Origin of the sequence: Komagataeibacter saccharivorans (assembly GCF_004348195.1) — a bacterium.
Taxonomy (GTDB): Bacteria; Pseudomonadota; Alphaproteobacteria; order Acetobacterales; family Acetobacteraceae; genus Komagataeibacter; species Komagataeibacter saccharivorans.
Map to the genome: position 1 here is coordinate 2,764,054 of NZ_CP036404.1, position 16,532 is coordinate 2,780,585.

A 16,532-nucleotide genomic window follows, 5' to 3' on the forward strand; every position below is an offset into this window, starting at 1 on the left:
CCTGTTTGCCTGATCTGTTCCGAGGACCAATGACCCAGCCCGTCAAACCCCACGTTCCCCCCTACAAGCGCGTCCTTCTGAAGGTATCGGGGGAGGCCCTGATGGGCAGCGGGTCGTACGGGGTCGATCCGGCGACGGTCGATGGCATCGCGGCAGATGTCGCAGCGGTCGCCGGCACGGGTATCGAGGTCTGTCTGGTCATTGGCGGCGGGAACATCTTCCGTGGCATGGCCGCAGCAGCCCGTGGCATGGACCGCGCCCAGGGCGATTACGCCGGGATGCTGGCCACCGTCATCAATGCGCTGCTCATGCAGAATTCGCTCGAACGCCACGGCGTGCCCACGCGTGTCATGACCGCCATCCACATGTCCTCCATTGCCGAACCCTATATCCGCCGCCGCGCGGTCAGGCACATGGAAAAGGGCCGCGTGGTCATTTTCGCCGCCGGCACCGGCAACCCGTTCTTCACGACCGATACGGGGGCTGCGCTGCGTGCGGCGGAAATGGAATGTGACGCCCTGTTCAAGGGTACGCAGGTTGACGGCGTCTATTCAGACGATCCGCGCAAGAACCCTGACGCGCAGCGTTATGATACCCTGACCTACCGTGACGTGCTGGCCAATGACCTCAATGTCATGGATGCGGCGGCCATTAGCCTTGCGCGTGAAAACCGGCTGCCTATCGTGGTATTCAACATTCACGAACCTGATGCCTTTTCCCGCGTCATGCGGGGCGAGGGACGTTTCACCACCATCGTGACGGCGGACTGAAGCAGGGCCATCCCTGTTTGCGCATGGGCTGTCATGCCCGGTGGATAGAGAATTAGAAGGAGGGCCACAGTGTCTGTCGATCAGAAAACTTTGCTGGCGGATCTGACCCGCCGTATGGACGGCGCGATTGAAAGCCTGCGTCGTGATTTCGCGGGCCTGCGTTCTGGCCGTGCCAGCCCGGCGCTGCTGGAACCGGTGCGCGTTGAAGCCTATGGCGGCGAAGTGCCGCTGACGCAGGTCGGCTCCATCGCCGTGCCGGAAGCGCGCATGCTGACGGTGCAGGTATGGGATCGCACGCTGGTTGGCGCGGTTGAACGCGCCATCCGCGATGCCGGTCTGGGTCTGAACCCGGCGGCTGATGGCCAGACGGTGCGCGTGCCCATTCCCCAGCTTACGGAAGAACGCCGTAACGAACTGGCCCGCGCCGCCGGCAAATATGCTGAAAATGGCAAGATCGCCGTACGTGGCGTCCGTCGTGACGGCATGGACCAGAGCAAGAAGCTGGAAAAAAGCGGCGACATCAGCGAAGACGATGTGAAGGTCTGGTCGGATGCGATCCAGAAGCTGACCGATCAGTACGTCAAGCGTGTTGACGAACTGCTGAGTGAAAAAGAACGCGAGATCAAGCAGGTCTGATCGATTCGTGCGCGCAGCATCCGCCCCGTTTTTCCCCGTGCGTGACTGAGGAGGACGACCAGCTCTTGTCCGGGTCAGATCATCGTACGGCAGCCCCTGTGTGCCTGCCGGAGCATGTTGCCATCATCATGGATGGCAACGGGCGCTGGGCGAACATGCGGGGCCTGCCGCTGCTTGCGGGCCACCGCGCGGGCGGGGAAGCCGTACAGCGCACGGTGCGCGCCGCCATCAGGCGGGGTGTGAAATGGGTCACGCTTTACGCTTTTTCATCGGAAAACTGGCGGCGCACGCCCGGTGAGGTCGCGGACCTGACGGGGCTGCTGCGCTATTACCTGCGGCACAAGGTGGCCGAGCTGTCGCGCGAAGGCGTGCGGCTGCGGGTCATCGGCGATCTGTCGCGCTTTCCCGACGATGTCCAGAACGAAGCCCGGCTGGCTGAAAAGGTCACGGCGGGCAACGACACGCTGGTGCTGGTGCTGGCCCTGTCCTATGGCGGGCGGGCTGACATCGTGCAGGCTGCCGCCCGGATGGCGCAGGCGGTCGCGCGCGGGGAGCTTGAAGCCAGTGCGATAGACGAGACGGTTTTCGCAACCGCCCTGCAGACGGCAGGCATGCCGGACCCGGATATGGTTGTACGGACCAGCGGGGAATGTCGCCTGTCCAACTTCCTGCTGTGGCAGTCGGCCTATGCCGAACTGGTTTTTCTCGAAACGCCCTGGCCGGATTTTGACGAAACGCATTTCGATACCGTGCTGGATATCTACTCACGGCGTGAAAGGCGATTCGGTGCCCGGCCAGTCTGCAAATAATGGTGCGTCCCCGACCGGGACTGCGCCGAAGAAATCCACCAACTGGAAAGACCTCCGCGCCCGCGTGATCTCGGCTGCCGTGCTGGTGCCGTTCGCGGGGCTGTGCGTGTGGGCGGGCGGACTGGTCTATGGTGGCCTGATCGTGCTGGCCATGGCGGGCATGGCGGTCGAATGGGCGCGGATGTTCGGCTATGGTCTGGACACGCGGCGCGGCCAGCTCAGTCTGGCATGGGCGGTGTGTATCGGAATTGCCGCGATCGCGGGGCACTGGGGCGGTGCGCTGCTGGTCATGCTGGCGGCCCTTGTGCTGGGTCCGGCGCTGGGGGCGGGGCAGGTTGCCATTGGCTGTGCGGGGCTGTCCCTTCTGTGGCTGCGTTACATGAGCGAACCGGGGGCGGGTGTTGTCCTGTTCCTTGTCGCCTGCGTGGCGCTGAGCGACACGGGCGCGTACATGGCCGGGCGTATTTTTGGTGGCCCCAAGCTGGCCCCGCGCATCTCGCCCGCCAAGACATGGTCGGGGTCGGCTGGTGGCCTGCTCAGCGCCGTGCTGGGGGGCATGCTGATCGCGGGGCTCATGCCCGGTGCGCTGCCGGGTGCGGTATGGCGCGGTGCGGTATTCGGCGCGCTTGTCGCCATTGCGGCCCAGACCGGTGACCTTGCGGAAAGCGCGCTCAAGCGTGCGCGTGGCGTGAAGGATTCGGGCACGATCCTGCCGGGTCATGGCGGGCTGCTGGATCGTTTTGACGGCCTGCTGGTTGCAGCCCCCATGGCGGCCCTGCTGTCTTTGGGGGCAGTCGGTCGGGCGGCTTTCTGGTATGTGGGGCAGCGCTGAAGGCGCGGCCATGCCTGCGGGGCGGGCCATGAAAAGTTTTAGGGAATGACGCGATAATGAAGACAGTTTCCGTTCTGGGCAGTACGGGCAGCATCGGCTGTTCCACCGTTGACCTGCTGCTTCAGGCGCCGGGGCAGTTCCGTACCGGCGCGCTGGTGGGGGGGCGGAATGTCGCCCGTCTGGCCGAGCAGGCGCGGGCATTGGGCGCGCAGCGCGCGGTCATCGCGGACGAGAAGCTGCTGCCTGAACTGGAAACCCTGCTTGCGGGCAGTGGCGTGGAAACAGCCGGTGGCCGTGAAGCGGTAATCGAAGCGGCAGCCCTGCCGGTGGACTGGACCATGGCGGCCATTACCGGGGCGACCGGGCTGGAACCGACCCTCGCAGCGGTGCGCAACGGCCGGTCCGTGGCGCTGGCGAACAAGGAAGCGTTGGTCTGCGCGGGTGATGTCATGCTTCGCGCCGTAGCGGATGCGGGTGCGACCCTGCTGCCCGTCGATTCCGAACATAACGCCGTATTCCAGTCCATGGCTGACAAGCAGGCGGATGAAGTCGAACAGATCATCCTGACCGCATCGGGCGGTCCCTTCCGCCGTGCCAGTCTGGAAGAAATGGAAAAGGCCCCGCTTGAAGCCGCACTCAAGCATCCCACATGGTCGATGGGCGCCAAGATCACCATTGATTCCGCCACCATGTTCAACAAGGGACTGGAACTGATCGAGGCCGCGCGTCTGTTCAACGTGACGGAAGACAGGCTGGGCGTGGTCGTGCATCCGCAGTCCGTGGTGCATGGCATGGTGCAGTATACCGATGGTTCCATCGTGGCGCAGCTTGGCTCGGCGGACATGCGTATCCCCATCGCCCACACGCTGGCATGGCCGCAACGCATGCCCACCAATTCGCCGCGTCTGGATCTGGCGACGCTGGCCCGCCTTGATTTCGAAGCCCCGGATGAAGTCCGCTTCCCCGCATTGCGCCTTGCGCGCGAATCCCTGCGGACCGGGGGGGCAATGCCCGCCATCCTGTCCGGGGCCAATGAAATTGCGGTTGAAGCCTTCCTGAAGCGCGAAATCGGTTTTCTGGATATTGCACGCATTGTCGAGGATGTGATGCAATCAATTGGCGCACAGCGGGCCGATACGCTGGAAGAAGTACTGCACTGGGATAGCGAAGCCCGTCGTGTAGCGCGCCTTCGCACGGTTGCCCGCGCCGCCTGATGTGATTCTGGATGGTCTTTCGGGCCGTCGGGAGATAGCGTAGCGATCATGCATGATCTGATCCGGACTGTTCTGGCCTTCTCCCTCGTCCTGGGGGTTCTGGTTTTCATTCACGAACTTGGTCACTACCTCGCCGCTCGCTGGCGGGGTGTGCATGTCGAGGTCTTCTCGATCGGGTTTGGTCGTCCGCTCCTGCGCTGGCATGACAGCGTGGGCACGGAATGGCGGCTGTGTCCCGTGCCTCTGGGCGGCTACGTCCGCCCCCATGGATTCGAGGGACCTGAAGACGCGACCGAGGAGCAGAAAGCCGCATGGCAGCCGGGTCGCACGTTTCATGACAAGCCGGTCCTGTCGCGTGCCATCGTGATCGTGGCGGGGCCCGTCTTCAATTTCATTCTCGCCATCGTCCTGTTTACCGGGCTGTTCGTCATGTCCGGTCAACCGCATATCCTCAATCAGGTCGCGCAGGTGCTGCCGGGCAGTCCGGCCGCGACCGCAGGGGTGGAAAAGGGCGATGTCATCGTGCGTGTCGGCACCCATGCCGTGCGTGACGTGACCGACCTGCAGTCCTTCGTCGGTGGCCAGCCCGATGTCGATACGACGCTTACGGTCCATCGGGGGGATGCAGACCAGACGCTGCCGGTTCATATCGGCAGTGTGGGGGATAAGGGGGAAGCCCGTCACGGGCAGATCGGCGTGTCCTTCGCAGCCGAGATCGGCAAACCGCAGTCCCTGCCCATGGCCTTCGTCTCCGCCGTGAAGGAGACATGGCATGTCTCCGTCCAGACGCTGGACGGCCTGTGGCAGATGATTACGGGCCAGCACAGCACCAAGGATCTGGGTGGTCCGCTGCGTATCGCCCAGATGTCGGGGCAGGTCGCGCAGTACGGATTTTCCAGCCTTGTCTCGTTCATGGCGCTGCTGTCGATCAATCTCGGGCTGATCAACCTGTTTCCCGTGCCGATTCTCGATGGGGGACGGCTGGTATTTTATATCTGCGAGGCCATACTGGGGCGGCCGGTTTCACGCCGTGTGCAGGAAATCAGTTTTCAGGCCGGTTTCGCACTTATTGCCGGGCTGTTCCTGTTCTCAACATTTAACGATCTGTCACATTTCGGGCTGTTTCAGTGGCTCGCCTCACGTGCCGGACAGGGCTAAGGTACGCTGAGTGATACAAGTGCTTGCACATTGTGACGGATATCGGATAGGTCCGCCACGAAAGCTGATACATGACAGGAAGGGAGCCGGCCCTCCATCCGGTCTTAATGCATGGCTGATCCGCATGCCGAGTGGTGAGGAATAGCGATTTTGTCGAGTAAACGTTCAGCGCTGCTTGCGTCTGTCTGCGTTGTGCCGCTGTTCGGGACGGCCAGTGCATACGCACAGGAAGAAGCGGCACAGAACACACCATTCGGTGGAGAAATGGCGCCGGGCGATGCGGAGCAGCAGGGGCCACAGGTCGAAGCGATCAAGCCGCCGCCGCTGGAAGACCCGATCGAGGCGGTGGACATCAAGGGCAACAGCCGGATCGAGACCAGCACCATCCTGTCCTACATGGTTGTCCAGCCCGGCGACCGTTTCAATCAGGATCTGCTCGACCGTTCGCTCAAGACCCTGTACGCCACCGGCCTGTTCCATGATGTAACCCTCAAGCGCGTGGGTAACGTGCTTGAGGTGCATGTGGTCGAGAACCCGATCGTCAACCGTATCGTGTTCGAGGGAAACCACGCGGCCAAGGACGATGACCTGACCAAGGTCATCTCGCTGCGTCCGCGCGCGGTCTATTCGCCCCAGGGCATTTCGGCCGACCGGAAGAAGATCCTGGGCGTCTATGCGGAAAAGGCGCGTTACGCCGCGACGGTTACGCCGCAGATCATCCGCCTTGCGCATAACCGCGTGGACGTGATCTTCCATATCAATGAAGCGCAGAAGACGCTGATCAAGAAGGTCACCTTCGTCGGCAACCACGCTTTTAGCAGCGCGGCGCTGGCCGGTGTTGTCTCCTCCAAGGAGACGGCGTGGTACCGCTTCTTTGCCTCAAGCGACCAGTACAGCCCCGAGCGTATCAAATACGATGCGGAACTGCTGCACCGCTTCTACCTGAAGAACGGCTTCGTTGATTTCCAGATCAAGAACGCCACGGGCGAACTGTCGCCGGACCGCAAGTCCTTCTACATCACCTATACGATGGAAGAAGGTCCGCGTTACCGCCTGAACAAGATGGATGTCCGTTCATCCCTGCGGCACGTAACTGCGGAGTCCATGCGCAAATACATCTCGCTGTTCCATAATCAGTGGTACGATGGCAGCGCGATCCAGCATAACGCGACCGACATGCAGGAAATGCTGCAGGGCAAGGGCTATCCCTTCGCCATGGTCCACCCGGAAATCGCCCGTAACCCGGAAAAGCATACGGTCAACCTGCTGTTTGACATCAGCGAAGGCCCCCGGATGTATGTCGAGCGCATCGACATCAACGGTAACACGATCACCGAGGACAAGGTGATCCGCCGCCAGTTGCCGATGGCCGAAGGCGACCCGTACACCCCGCTTGACCGCAAATACTCCAAGATGATCCTTGAGGATCTCGGCTTCTTCAAGACCGTCTCGATCGACCAGACCCCCGGTTCTGCGCCAGACAAGGTCAACATCTCGGCCGATGTGGTGGAGAAGCCAACGGGTGAGTTCTCGCTCGGTGGCGGGTATTCGACCGATGCGGGCGTGCTGGGTAACCTTGGCCTCAAGCAGCACAACCTGCTGGGCACGGGTATCGATGCGGGCTTCACCGGCACGGCGGCGTATTACGAGGAACAGGCCGACATCTCGTTGACGGACCCGTATTTCCTGAACCGCAACCTTGTGGCGGGCATCGACCTGTTCGGTATCCAGAACCGCTACATGACCTACCAGAGCTATTCCGAAGCGCGTATCGGCATGACCCTGCGTATGGGTTATTCCTATAACAACCACCTGTCGCAGTCGTGGAGCTATACGCTTACCGATCGTGATATCGGCGATACGTGGTCGGATTCGTCATATTACGTGCAGGACCAGAACGGCTGGTCGCTGCTGTCGCAGCTCAGCACCACGCTGACCTACGATACACGTGACCGCAGGCAGCAGCCGCATAAGGGCTTCGTGATCCGCGTGGGCGGTGACTTCGCCGGTATCGGCGGCAATGAACGCTACCTGCGTGGCAAGGTGGATGCCGCCTACTATATTCCGCTGGACAGCATCATGGGCAACCATGAATGGACGGTCAGTTTCCGTGGTGGCGCGGGCGACATCATGAACTGGGGCGGCGGTCGCAGCGATATCATCGATAACTTCTATCTGGGCGGTAACTCACTGCGTGGGTTCATGGACGGTGGTGTCGGGCCGCGAAGCTACGCCATCCCGGCGCGTGACGGTAACCCCATGCATTCGCAGCAGGACTTCCTTGGTGGCCGGTTCATGTATACCGCATCCGCCCAGGTGGACTTTCCCATTCCCTTTGCATCGGCCATGGGGATAAAAGGACGTTATTTCGTGGATATGGGTGGACTGGACGGGCTGCGCGTCCGCCGCCGCTATACATCCATGAAGGACTGGCCCAAATATACGCCGGTCTATGACGATACGCTTACGCCCGTGGTATCCACCGGTGTAGGCGTGGCGTGGAAAAGTCCGTTCGGTCTTGTGAACATCGATCTGGGTGTGCCGCTGCATAAGGGCACGAACGACAGGACCCAGTTGCTCCGCTTTGGTTTCGGCCAACAATTCTGAGGTGATAATGTTGCGTAAATCCGGCATCCGTCTGCTTGCCGCAACCGCTCTGCTCGGGTGGGGATATCAGGCCATTTCGGGCGCGCATGCCCAGGCCGCCAACGGGAACGCGGGCTGGTTCGTGCCCAAGACGGCCCAGCCCGCGGCCCATGCTCCCCAGCATGAAGCGGCGCCGTCCCCGGTTCAGTTGCCAGCCTCCGCCGCCGATAGCGAGGAAGCGCAGTCGCAGAATCCGCCCATCCTGCCGCAGCCGCCCGTGCCCAAGGCACCGGATGTCGCCAAGAGCGCCCCGCCGCCAGCACCCATTATCGGCGTGATCAGCGTGCCCGAAGTCATGCGTCTGTCCTCTGCCGCGCAGCAGGCGGAGCGCGTTCTGGGCGCACGGCGTGATGACCTCGCCCGCGATGCGCAGAAGGAACAGGCTGGCTGGCGTGACGAGCAGCAGAAGCTGCAGGGTCAGGCGCGGACCATGTCGTCCACCCAGATCCAGGCAAGCGAGCGCCAGTTGCAGGAACGCGTGCTGGCGGCGCAGAAGGACTTCCGCAACCGCAACCGCGTGATTCAGGAAGCGGCACAGGTTTCGCTGGGTCAGATCGAGCGTGAACTGATCCAGATCATCCGGCAGGTCGCGGCCAGCCATGGCATGAACCTTGTGCTGCACCGTGAACAGGTGGCCCTGAGTCAGGAAAGCCTTGATATCACGCAGCAGGTTGCAAGCCAGCTCAATGGCGTACTGCCCACCGTGTTCATCCCGGCTGCCGATGTCGATCCCGAAGTGCTGGCGAAGTCCGGCACCATGCCCACCACGGCGGATGCCGACAAGCCGGCTTCGGTCCCGACTCCCGCTGCCCCGGCAAAGCATTAAGGTCTGTTGCATGACCGTAATGCCGGATAACGTGCCGGGCGATCCGCGTTTTTTCATAACGCAGGGTCCCTTCGGGCTGGATGAACTGGCGCAGTGCAGTGGGGCTGAACTGCGCATGGCGGCGGATGGGGCTGGCGCCAGTCGTTTCACTGGTATCGCCCCCCTTCAGTCCGCCACGCGCGATCAGGTCAGCTTTCTCGATAACAGGCGCTATCTGCCCCTGCTGGAAGGCACACAGGCCGGGGCGGTGATCGTTGCCCCCGCTTTTGCCGACAAGGTGCCGGCCCATGCCGCCGTTCTGGTATCAAAGGCACCGTACCAGGCATGGGCCCGTGTCGCGTCCCGGTTCTACCCGCTTCCCCCGGTAAAGCCCGGTGTCCATCCGACAGCCGTAATCGGTGCAGGGTGCGAAATTGATCCGACAGCGGCCATCGGGCCGTTTACGGTGCTGGGTGACCGGGTTCGTATTGGCGCGGGCGCGGATATCGGGTCGCATGTCAGCATCGGGGCGGGTGTGGAAATCGGTGCGCGCTGCCGTATTGGCGCGCATGTCGCCATTTCGCATGCGCTGCTGGGTGAACGCGTGACGCTGCTGCCCGGCGCACGGATTGGGCAGGACGGGTTCGGCTTCGCCGTAACGGCGGAAGGCTTCGAAACCGTGCCCCAGCTTGGTCGCGTCATACTGGAGGACGGGGTGGAGATCGGCGCCAATTCCACGGTCGATCGCGGCTCCATCCGCGATACCGTGATCGGCGCTGGCTCACGCCTCGACAATCTGGTGCAGATTGGCCATAATGCGCGGCTGGGACGGTGCTGTATCGTGGTGTCCCAGGCCGGTATTTCCGGTTCGACCGAACTGGGTGATTTCGTGACGGTTGCGGCGCAGGCCGGGCTGATCGGACATATCAAGATCGGTACCAAGGCCCGGATCGGCGCCCAGTGTGGCGTCATGTCCGATGTGGAGGCCGGAGCCGACGTGATCGGCAGTCCGGCCATGCCTTTTCGGGAGTTTTTCCGGAACGTGGCCTTTCTGCGCAGGATGGCCAGAAAAACGACGCAGGATGGAGGCGGCGAAAAGGCCACAAAGGCCTGATTGTCTGCCGCTGTCAGATATTCAACCGGCAGGAAGCCACTGTTTTCCCTCTGGTGGCAGGGTTCCTTCCTGACCGAACAAGTGGTTGGACGACGTGGATAAAGAAGTAGAGGCACAGCCCGCGGACGCAACACCTGCGACGCTGGAATCGATCGACATCATGCGGATAATGGAGGCGATCCCCCATCGCTATCCGTTCCTGCTGATCGACCGCATGGTTGATATCGTGATGGGGCAGTCGGCTGTCGGCATCAAGAATGTCACGGTTAACGAGCCGCATTTCCAGGGGCATTTCCCGGCGCGTCCCGTGATGCCCGGTGTCCTGATCATCGAGGCGATGGCCCAGACCGCCGCGACCCTCGTGGTGCTGACGCTGGGTGCCGCGTTTGAAGGCAAGCTGGTTTACTTCATGACGATCGATGGCGCGAAATTCCGCCGCCCCGTCGGCCCGGGCGACCAGCTTCGTATTCACGTCGAGAAAGAACGCAGCCGCGCCAATGTGTGGAAGTTCAAGGGTGTGGCGCGCGTCGATGGCGTATCCGTTGCCGAGGCGACGTTCAGCGCCATGATCATGGGGTAATTCCGCAGGAAACGGACGTACTGGCTTCCCCCCGCGCGGGCGGGCCGGACGTCGCCCTGTGGGTTGTGCCCACAGGGACTTGCGGGAAGGGAGGCTATTCTGGCTGAAAGTTCACCTAACGGTGCCCAAATGGATGACCGACGTGGCAAGGCGCCTGAGATTCATCCGTCCTCTATTGTTTCCAGCCATGCCCGGATTGGCACTGGCGTACGTATCGGCCCGTGGTGTTCGGTCGGTCCCGATGTCGTAATCGGGGATAACGTCGAACTTGTCTCCCATGTGGTGATCGATGGCCATACCACGCTGGGCGAGGGGGTTGTCTGCTACCCGTTCACGACCGTGGGCATGGCCCCGCAGGACCTGAAATATCGGGGTGAGCCAACGTCGTGCATCATCGGCGCGCGTACCACCATTCGTGAAAATGTAACGATCCATCGTGGCACGGCGACCGGCACGGGCATTACCCGCGTGGGGGCCGACTGTCTCATCATGGCCAATTCCCATGTGGCCCATGACTGTACGCTGGGGCGTGGCGTGATCATCGTGAATAACGTGGTCATGGGTGGCCATGTGACCATTGGCGACGATGCCCGGATCATGGGGGCCGCCGCCCTGCATCAGTTCGTGCGTATCGGCCATGCCGCCCTTGTCGGGGGCGTATGTGGTGTCGAGGCCGATGTGATCCCGTATGGCAGCGTGCTGGGCAATCGCGCCCGACTGGTGGGTCTGCACTGGATCTGGCTGCGCCGTAACGGCGTCCAGCCCGAGGAAGTGCGGCGCATGCGTCAGGCCTTCCGTGCCCTGTATCCCAAGGCCGCCCATGCCACCGGCGCGGTTTTTCAGGACCGGCTGGAGCATGTCAGGCAGAGCTATGCCGATGATGCGCGCGTGGTCGAGATCCTTGATTTCATCGCAGCCCCCAGCCATCGCGGCCTGGTACGTGTTCAGAGCGGGGACATGATCGAGAGCGATGGCGCCTGATATCGCCGCGTATCGGCGGGAGACGGCCTGCGTCGGCATTCTGGCCGGTGGTGGTCCCCTGCCGGGGCAGGTCGCCCAGGCGGTTGAGCAGGCAGGCGGCCGCGTCTTTATCGTCGGCTTTCAGGGCTTTGCCGACCCGGATGTGATCGGCCGGTGGCCACACCGCATGATCCGGCTTGCGGCCGCGGGGGAAATCCTGTCTGCGCTGCATGAACATGGCTGCCGTAACCTTGTGCTGATCGGGCCGGTGCGTCGGCCTTCCCTTATCAACCTGCGGCCGGATGCGACGGGCGCGCGTATTCTGGCGCGTATCGGCAAGGCCCTGTTTGCGGGCGATGACGGACTGCTGGGTGCCATCGTGCGCGTGCTGGGTGAGGAAGGCTTCACCATCCGGGGCGCGCATGAATATCTGTCCGGCTCCGTCGCGCGCCGTGGGGCGATGGGCGCAGTGACACCCGATGAAGCTGCCCGCGCCGATATCATGCTGGCCCGGAAAGTGATCCGGCGGCTGGGTGAACTGGATATCGGTCAGGGCTGCGTGGTGCAGGGCGGTCTCGTGCTGGCGGTGGAGGCACTGGAAGGCACGGATGGCATGCTCGAACGCGTGGCAGGTCTGCGGCAACCGGACCGTCCCGGTGGCGTTCTGGTCAAAATGGCCAAGCCGGGACAGGAACGCCGCGCGGACCTGCCCACAATAGGTCCGCGTACCCTTGCCGGTGTCATCGCGGCCGGATTGCGCGGTATCGCCATCGAGGCCGGGGCCACGCTGATTACCGATCCCGCCGCCTGCATCACCATGGCGAATGAAGCGGGGCTTTTCCTGACCGGTATCGGTGGCGGGGATGAAAAAATAACCTGAAGGGAGAACGTAAAATGGGAAGCTACCTGCATACGATGGTGCGCGTCCGCAACCTTGATGCAAGCCTTGCCTTTTACCGGCTGCTGGGCATGCACGAACTGCGGCGCAAGGACGTGCCGGAAGGGAAGTATACCCTCGTTTTCATTGGTTATGGCGATAACGCTGCCGGACAGGCTGAAATCGAACTGACCTATAACTGGGGGCAGGATGACGGTTACGATGTGGGCACCGGATTCGGTCATTTCGCCGTGGGCGTGCCTGATGTCGCGGCCCTTGTGGAAAAGGTGCGTGCCGGGGGTGGCAAGGTCACGCGTGAAGCCGGGCCGGTCAAGTTTGGCACGACCGTCATCGCGTTTGTGGAAGACCCGGACGGCTACAAGATCGAACTGATCGAAAAGAAATAGTCGTCTCCATCCCGCATTTCCCGTTACGGCTGGCGCGATCCCAGCAGGCGGCGCATGGCGGCGAGTTCCGCCGTCGTGGCGTCGAGCGCGTCCAGAATGGCCTGTGCCGCCTTTCGTGTCCGTTCATCAGTACTCAGCGCCAGCGAATCCGCCTGCAGCATGGCCGGGGAAAGATGGCCCCGGATATCATGCAGGTGCTTGCGCAGCATTTCATTCAGGGCGGGTGCAGAGTCGCAGGCTGGGCTGGTCATGGAAAACATCCGGTTACGGGGGGAAGGGGCGGTCAGCATTGACGTTGCCTGAAAGCGGCAGTATAAGGCGCCGCTCGGGCCTTCCGTATGATATGGGGCCTGCTGGAATTTATTCCGTAACCTGTCTGTCATTGTCAATCTGGGAGTGCCGTTGTGAAGCGCACGTATCAACCCTCGAAGCTGGTCCGCAAGCGTCGCCACGGCTTCCGTTCGCGTATGGAAACCGTTGGTGGCCGCAAGGTTGTTGCAAACCGTCGCAGCAAGGGCCGCAAGCGTCTTTCTGCCTGAGGCAGGTGACGTCTGCACGTTCCGGGCGCCTGTGCGCCCGGAACGCGAAATGTCTCTACAAAGGGGCGGCTGAAAGTGGCCGATAAGTCCACGCGTCTTAAAAAACGCGCCGAGTTCCTGCGGGTGGCGGCCAAAGGCCGCAAGGCACCCGTTCCGGGGCTGGTGCTGCAGGCGCTTGAACGCGGCGACACGGAAGCTGCCCGGTACGGTTTTACCGTTACCAAGAAAGTGGGTAATTCCGTTGTGCGCAACCGGGTCCGGCGACGCCTGCGGGAAGTCGTCCGGCTGCTGGATCGCGAACGTACGCTGCAAGGTGTCGATATCGTGGTTATCGGCCGGTCTGGCACGCGGGATCGGCGGTTTGATGCCCTTGTGGGCGATTACCGCAAGGCCCTGCGCAAGGCGGGGGTGAAGGAAGAATCGTGACTACGTCTTCCCTAAGCCCGCCTGCCCACATCCTGCGCGCGATCATTCGCGCATACCAACTGGTGATCCGGCCCATATGGGGCGCGCATTGCCGGTTTACCCCTTCATGCAGTCATTACGCACGTGACGCGATTGCCCGGCATGGGGCTGCGCGCGGTACGGTGCTGGCCGTGTGGCGCATCCTGCGCTGCAACCCGTGGAACGCGGGCGGTCATGATCCGGTTCCCCATGGGGCCTGCGGATGTGGCATGCATGACTCCATGAAAAACAGTAAAAGTCTGGCGGGTCGCTGATGGATATCAAGCGTTTTATGGTGGCAACAGCACTGTCTGCCGTGGTGCTGGTCGGTTTCGAGTATTTCCTGCCACAGCAGAACCATAAGACGGTCGAGCAGCAGGCCCCCAATGCCACACCGGGTCTGCCGCCCGTCGCGGCTGGCGGCAATACGTCCGCCGTACCGCCGGTGGCTGACGCCGGCCAGCCCGATCCGCGCGTGGCGATCGACGCGGACCGCGTGCATGGTTCGCTCGACCTGCGTGGCGCACGCCTCGATGACCTCGTGCTCAAGAATTATCATGAGACCGTGAAAGCAGGCAGCCCGCTGGTCCGTGTGCTGGAGCCGCGCGATCAGGCGGAACCCAATCTGGTCGAGGTCGGCTGGGCCAATGTCAGCGGTGGCCATGTCAGCGTGCCTGATGCCAACACCGTCTGGACTGCCGACCACGATACGCTGACACAGGCCCAGCCAGTGACCCTGTCATGGGATAACGGTCAGGGACAGGTATTCCAGATCAATATCGCCATTGACCAGAATTACATGTTCGCGGTCACGCAGAAGGTGATCAACCATGGGGGGGAAGCCGTTTCCCTCTATCCCTTCTCGCGCGTGGAACGTGGCTACACCCCGGTCGAGACGGGTGGTTACCTTGTGCATGAAGGGCCGATTTCGGTCATTGATCACAAGCTGGACGAAAGTTCGTACAAGTCCCTGCGCAAGGGAGCCGTGCCGCCGGGTAACATCGCATGGACCAAGGCGGGGCAGGGCGGCTGGGCCGGCATTACCGACAAATACTGGCTGTCCGCCGTTATTCCGCAGCAGGATAGCGACGTGGCGGGCACCTATTCCTATCAGCCCACCGGCGGGGACAAGGGTGTCTATGACGTAGGCTTTACCGCGCGCACGCCACTGGTTGTGGCGGGTGGCGGGGAGGCGGTTTCCGCCAGCCATGTCTTTGCCGGTGCCAAGGAAGTGCCGCTGCTGGAAAAATATGAATCCAGCCTGCATATCCCCGATTTCTGGAAAGCGGTCGATTTTGGCTGGTTTGCGTTCCTGACGCGTCCGATCTTTACGGTGCTGGACTGGCTGAACACCATGCTGGGCAATTTCGGCCTTGCCCTTATGGCGTTCACCCTGCTGGTCAAGGCGCTGTTCTTCCCGCTGGCGACCAAGCAGTTCCAGTCCATGGGCAAGATGCGTCAGCTTCAGCCCAAGATCAAAGCCCTGCGTGAGCGCTACAAGGACGACCAGATGGCGCTCAACCAGCAGATGATCGCCCTGTACAAGCAGGAAGGCGTGAACCCGGCCAGCGGCTGCCTGCCCATGCTGCTGCAGATCCCGGTTTTCTGGTGCCTGTATAAAGATCTGTACGTCACCATCGAAATGCGTCATGCGCCGTTCTTTGGCTGGATTCATGACCTGTCGGCATTTGACCCGACAAACCTGTTCACCCTGTTCGGCCTGATCCCGTGGGACCCCACCGTCATTTCGCCCATGCTCCAGCTTGGCCTGTGGCCGATTGCGTTCGGGCTGACGATGTTCATCCAGCAGCGGATCAATCCCGCCCCGGCGGCGGACCCCGCGCAGCAGAAGATGTTCCAGCTCATGCCGGTCATTTTCACCTTCTTCATGGCGCGTCAGCCTTCGGGGCTGGTGATCTACTACTGCTGGAACAACCTGCTGACGATGGCGCAGCAGACGCTGATCCAGCGCCGCGTGAAGAACCGTTCTGACAGCAAGCCCAAACTCCCCGCCGGGAAGAAATAACCACAGGGATCGAGATGGTGGATTTTTCCTCCCCCCCGCTGACACCTGAAGAACTGGAACGCGACCGTGAAATCGGGCGCGTTCTGTTCGCCGGTGAGTTCAATTTTGTATTTGGCGCACAGAAGCTCGGCCAACTGCCTGATCCGCTACTGCCGGAAATCGCGTTTGCGGGCCGCTCCAACGTGGGCAAGTCCAGTCTGATCAACGCCCTGACCGGGCGTCGGGCGCTGGCGCGCGCCTCGTCCGAGCCGGGACGGACCAAGCAGCTCAATTTCTTTGAACTGGCCGACCGGCTTACGCTGGTCGATATGCCCGGTTACGGTTTTGCCAAGGCGGCGAAAGCGGTGAAGGAAGACTGGCAGGGCATGATGTTTTCCTACCTCCGCGGCAGGCCGACGCTGCGCCGTGTCGTGCTGCTGCTGGACAGCCGGGTGGAGGTCAAGGCCAGTGATCAGGAAATCATGAAGATGCTGGATCGCGCCGCCGTAACCTTTCAGGTGGTGCTGACCAAATGCGATGTGCCCAAACCCAATGCGCTGGCGGCCAAGCTGCGCGAAGTGGGTGAAATCGTAAGGGCGCATGCCGCAGCTTTCCCCGATGTGCTGGCCACCAGCAGCGAAAGCGGGGAAGGGATCGAGATGCTGCGCGCGGAACTGGCCCGACTGGCCAATCCGGTGCAGGCCGCCAGATAGGGTCCATCCGCCCATGTTAACGG

Annotated in this window: 19 protein-coding genes; 18 read left to right on the plus strand and 1 reads right to left on the minus strand. The window is 62.2% G+C overall.

Annotation, left to right across the window (positions count from 1 at the left end; genetic code table 11):
* The first annotated feature begins 29 nt into the window (after positions 1-29).
* From pyrH to gloA, 13 genes are all read left to right on the plus strand, one after another.
* Positions 30-770: a UMP kinase gene (pyrH, locus tag KSAC_RS12720; protein WP_132305688.1), complete on the plus strand. Its 741-nt coding sequence runs from the start codon at positions 30-32 to the stop codon at positions 768-770.
* Positions 771-839: 69 nt separating this feature from the next.
* A complete protein-coding gene (gene frr, locus KSAC_RS12725; RefSeq protein WP_102324592.1) occupies positions 840-1,406 on the plus strand; it encodes a ribosome recycling factor in 567 nt (188 codons plus the stop codon).
* Positions 1,407-1,534: 128 nt separating this feature from the next.
* The gene (gene uppS, locus KSAC_RS12730) at positions 1,535-2,215 is read left to right on the plus strand and encodes a polyprenyl diphosphate synthase (RefSeq protein ID WP_243705376.1); all 681 of its coding nucleotides are present in this window, start codon (positions 1,535-1,537) and stop codon (positions 2,213-2,215) included.
* Entirely contained in the window at positions 2,178-3,047 is an 870-nt protein-coding gene (locus KSAC_RS12735) for a phosphatidate cytidylyltransferase (protein ID WP_165927251.1), read from the plus strand. Before uppS ends, KSAC_RS12735 begins: the two co-directional genes overlap by 38 nt.
* 56 nt (positions 3,048-3,103) lie before the next feature.
* Positions 3,104-4,261: a 1-deoxy-D-xylulose-5-phosphate reductoisomerase gene (dxr, locus tag KSAC_RS12740; RefSeq protein WP_132305692.1), complete on the plus strand. Its 1,158-nt coding sequence runs from the start codon at positions 3,104-3,106 to the stop codon at positions 4,259-4,261.
* 48 nt (positions 4,262-4,309) lie between these two features.
* Positions 4,310-5,419, plus strand: a complete 1,110-nt coding sequence (gene rseP / locus KSAC_RS12745) for an RIP metalloprotease RseP (RefSeq protein WP_132305694.1) — start codon at positions 4,310-4,312, stop codon at positions 5,417-5,419.
* A gap of 192 nt (positions 5,420-5,611) precedes the next feature.
* Positions 5,612-8,026, plus strand: a complete 2,415-nt coding sequence (gene bamA / locus KSAC_RS12750) for an outer membrane protein assembly factor BamA (protein ID WP_102324828.1) — start codon at positions 5,612-5,614, stop codon at positions 8,024-8,026.
* Positions 8,027-8,033: 7 nt separating this feature from the next.
* Positions 8,034-8,891, plus strand: coding sequence for an OmpH family outer membrane protein (locus KSAC_RS12755; RefSeq protein WP_102324829.1), 858 nt, complete (start codon positions 8,034-8,036; stop codon positions 8,889-8,891).
* 10 nt (positions 8,892-8,901) lie between these two features.
* A complete protein-coding gene (lpxD, locus tag KSAC_RS12760) occupies positions 8,902-9,984 on the plus strand; it encodes a UDP-3-O-(3-hydroxymyristoyl)glucosamine N-acyltransferase (RefSeq protein ID WP_207918694.1) in 1,083 nt (360 codons plus the stop codon).
* Between the two features lie 94 nt (positions 9,985-10,078).
* Entirely contained in the window at positions 10,079-10,564 is a 486-nt protein-coding gene (gene fabZ, locus KSAC_RS12765) for a 3-hydroxyacyl-ACP dehydratase FabZ (protein ID WP_102324827.1), read from the plus strand.
* Between the two features lie 129 nt (positions 10,565-10,693).
* Positions 10,694-11,545, plus strand: a complete 852-nt coding sequence (gene lpxA, locus KSAC_RS12770) for an acyl-ACP--UDP-N-acetylglucosamine O-acyltransferase (RefSeq protein ID WP_132305698.1) — start codon at positions 10,694-10,696, stop codon at positions 11,543-11,545.
* Entirely contained in the window at positions 11,535-12,404 is an 870-nt protein-coding gene (locus KSAC_RS12775; RefSeq protein ID WP_132305700.1) for an LpxI family protein, read from the plus strand. The genes lpxA and KSAC_RS12775 overlap by 11 nt, the downstream gene beginning before the upstream one ends.
* Before the next feature lie 14 nt (positions 12,405-12,418).
* On the plus strand, positions 12,419-12,808 hold the full coding sequence (gene gloA / locus KSAC_RS12780) for a lactoylglutathione lyase (RefSeq protein ID WP_102324584.1): 390 nt from the start codon (positions 12,419-12,421) through the stop codon (positions 12,806-12,808).
* A gap of 23 nt (positions 12,809-12,831) precedes the next feature.
* Here gloA and KSAC_RS12785 read toward each other — a convergent pair whose 3' ends face one another.
* Positions 12,832-13,059: a hypothetical protein gene (locus tag KSAC_RS12785; protein ID WP_102324826.1), complete on the minus strand. Its 228-nt coding sequence runs from the start codon at positions 13,057-13,059 to the stop codon at positions 12,832-12,834.
* Between the two features lie 153 nt (positions 13,060-13,212).
* Between KSAC_RS12785 and rpmH the strand changes: the two genes are divergently transcribed.
* The 5 genes from rpmH (at position 13,213) to yihA (ending at position 16,509) form a co-directional block, all read left to right on the plus strand.
* Entirely contained in the window at positions 13,213-13,347 is a 135-nt protein-coding gene (gene rpmH / locus KSAC_RS12790; protein ID WP_007399178.1) for a 50S ribosomal protein L34, read from the plus strand.
* 75 nt (positions 13,348-13,422) lie between these two features.
* The gene (rnpA, locus tag KSAC_RS12795; RefSeq protein WP_102324583.1) at positions 13,423-13,773 is read left to right on the plus strand and encodes a ribonuclease P protein component; all 351 of its coding nucleotides are present in this window, start codon (positions 13,423-13,425) and stop codon (positions 13,771-13,773) included.
* A complete protein-coding gene (gene yidD, locus KSAC_RS12800) occupies positions 13,770-14,066 on the plus strand; it encodes a membrane protein insertion efficiency factor YidD (protein WP_102324582.1) in 297 nt (98 codons plus the stop codon). Before rnpA ends, yidD begins: the two co-directional genes overlap by 4 nt.
* Positions 14,066-15,817 carry a membrane protein insertase YidC gene (gene yidC, locus KSAC_RS12805; protein ID WP_132305702.1) on the plus strand — a complete coding sequence of 584 codons (1,752 nt, stop codon included), beginning with the start codon at positions 14,066-14,068 and terminating at the stop codon, positions 15,815-15,817. Before yidD ends, yidC begins: the two co-directional genes overlap by 1 nt.
* Before the next feature lie 14 nt (positions 15,818-15,831).
* Positions 15,832-16,509 (plus strand): ribosome biogenesis GTP-binding protein YihA/YsxC, encoded by a 678-nt coding sequence (yihA, locus tag KSAC_RS12810; protein WP_102324580.1) that lies wholly within the window; start codon positions 15,832-15,834, stop codon positions 16,507-16,509.
* Positions 16,510-16,532: the final 23 nt, after the last annotated feature.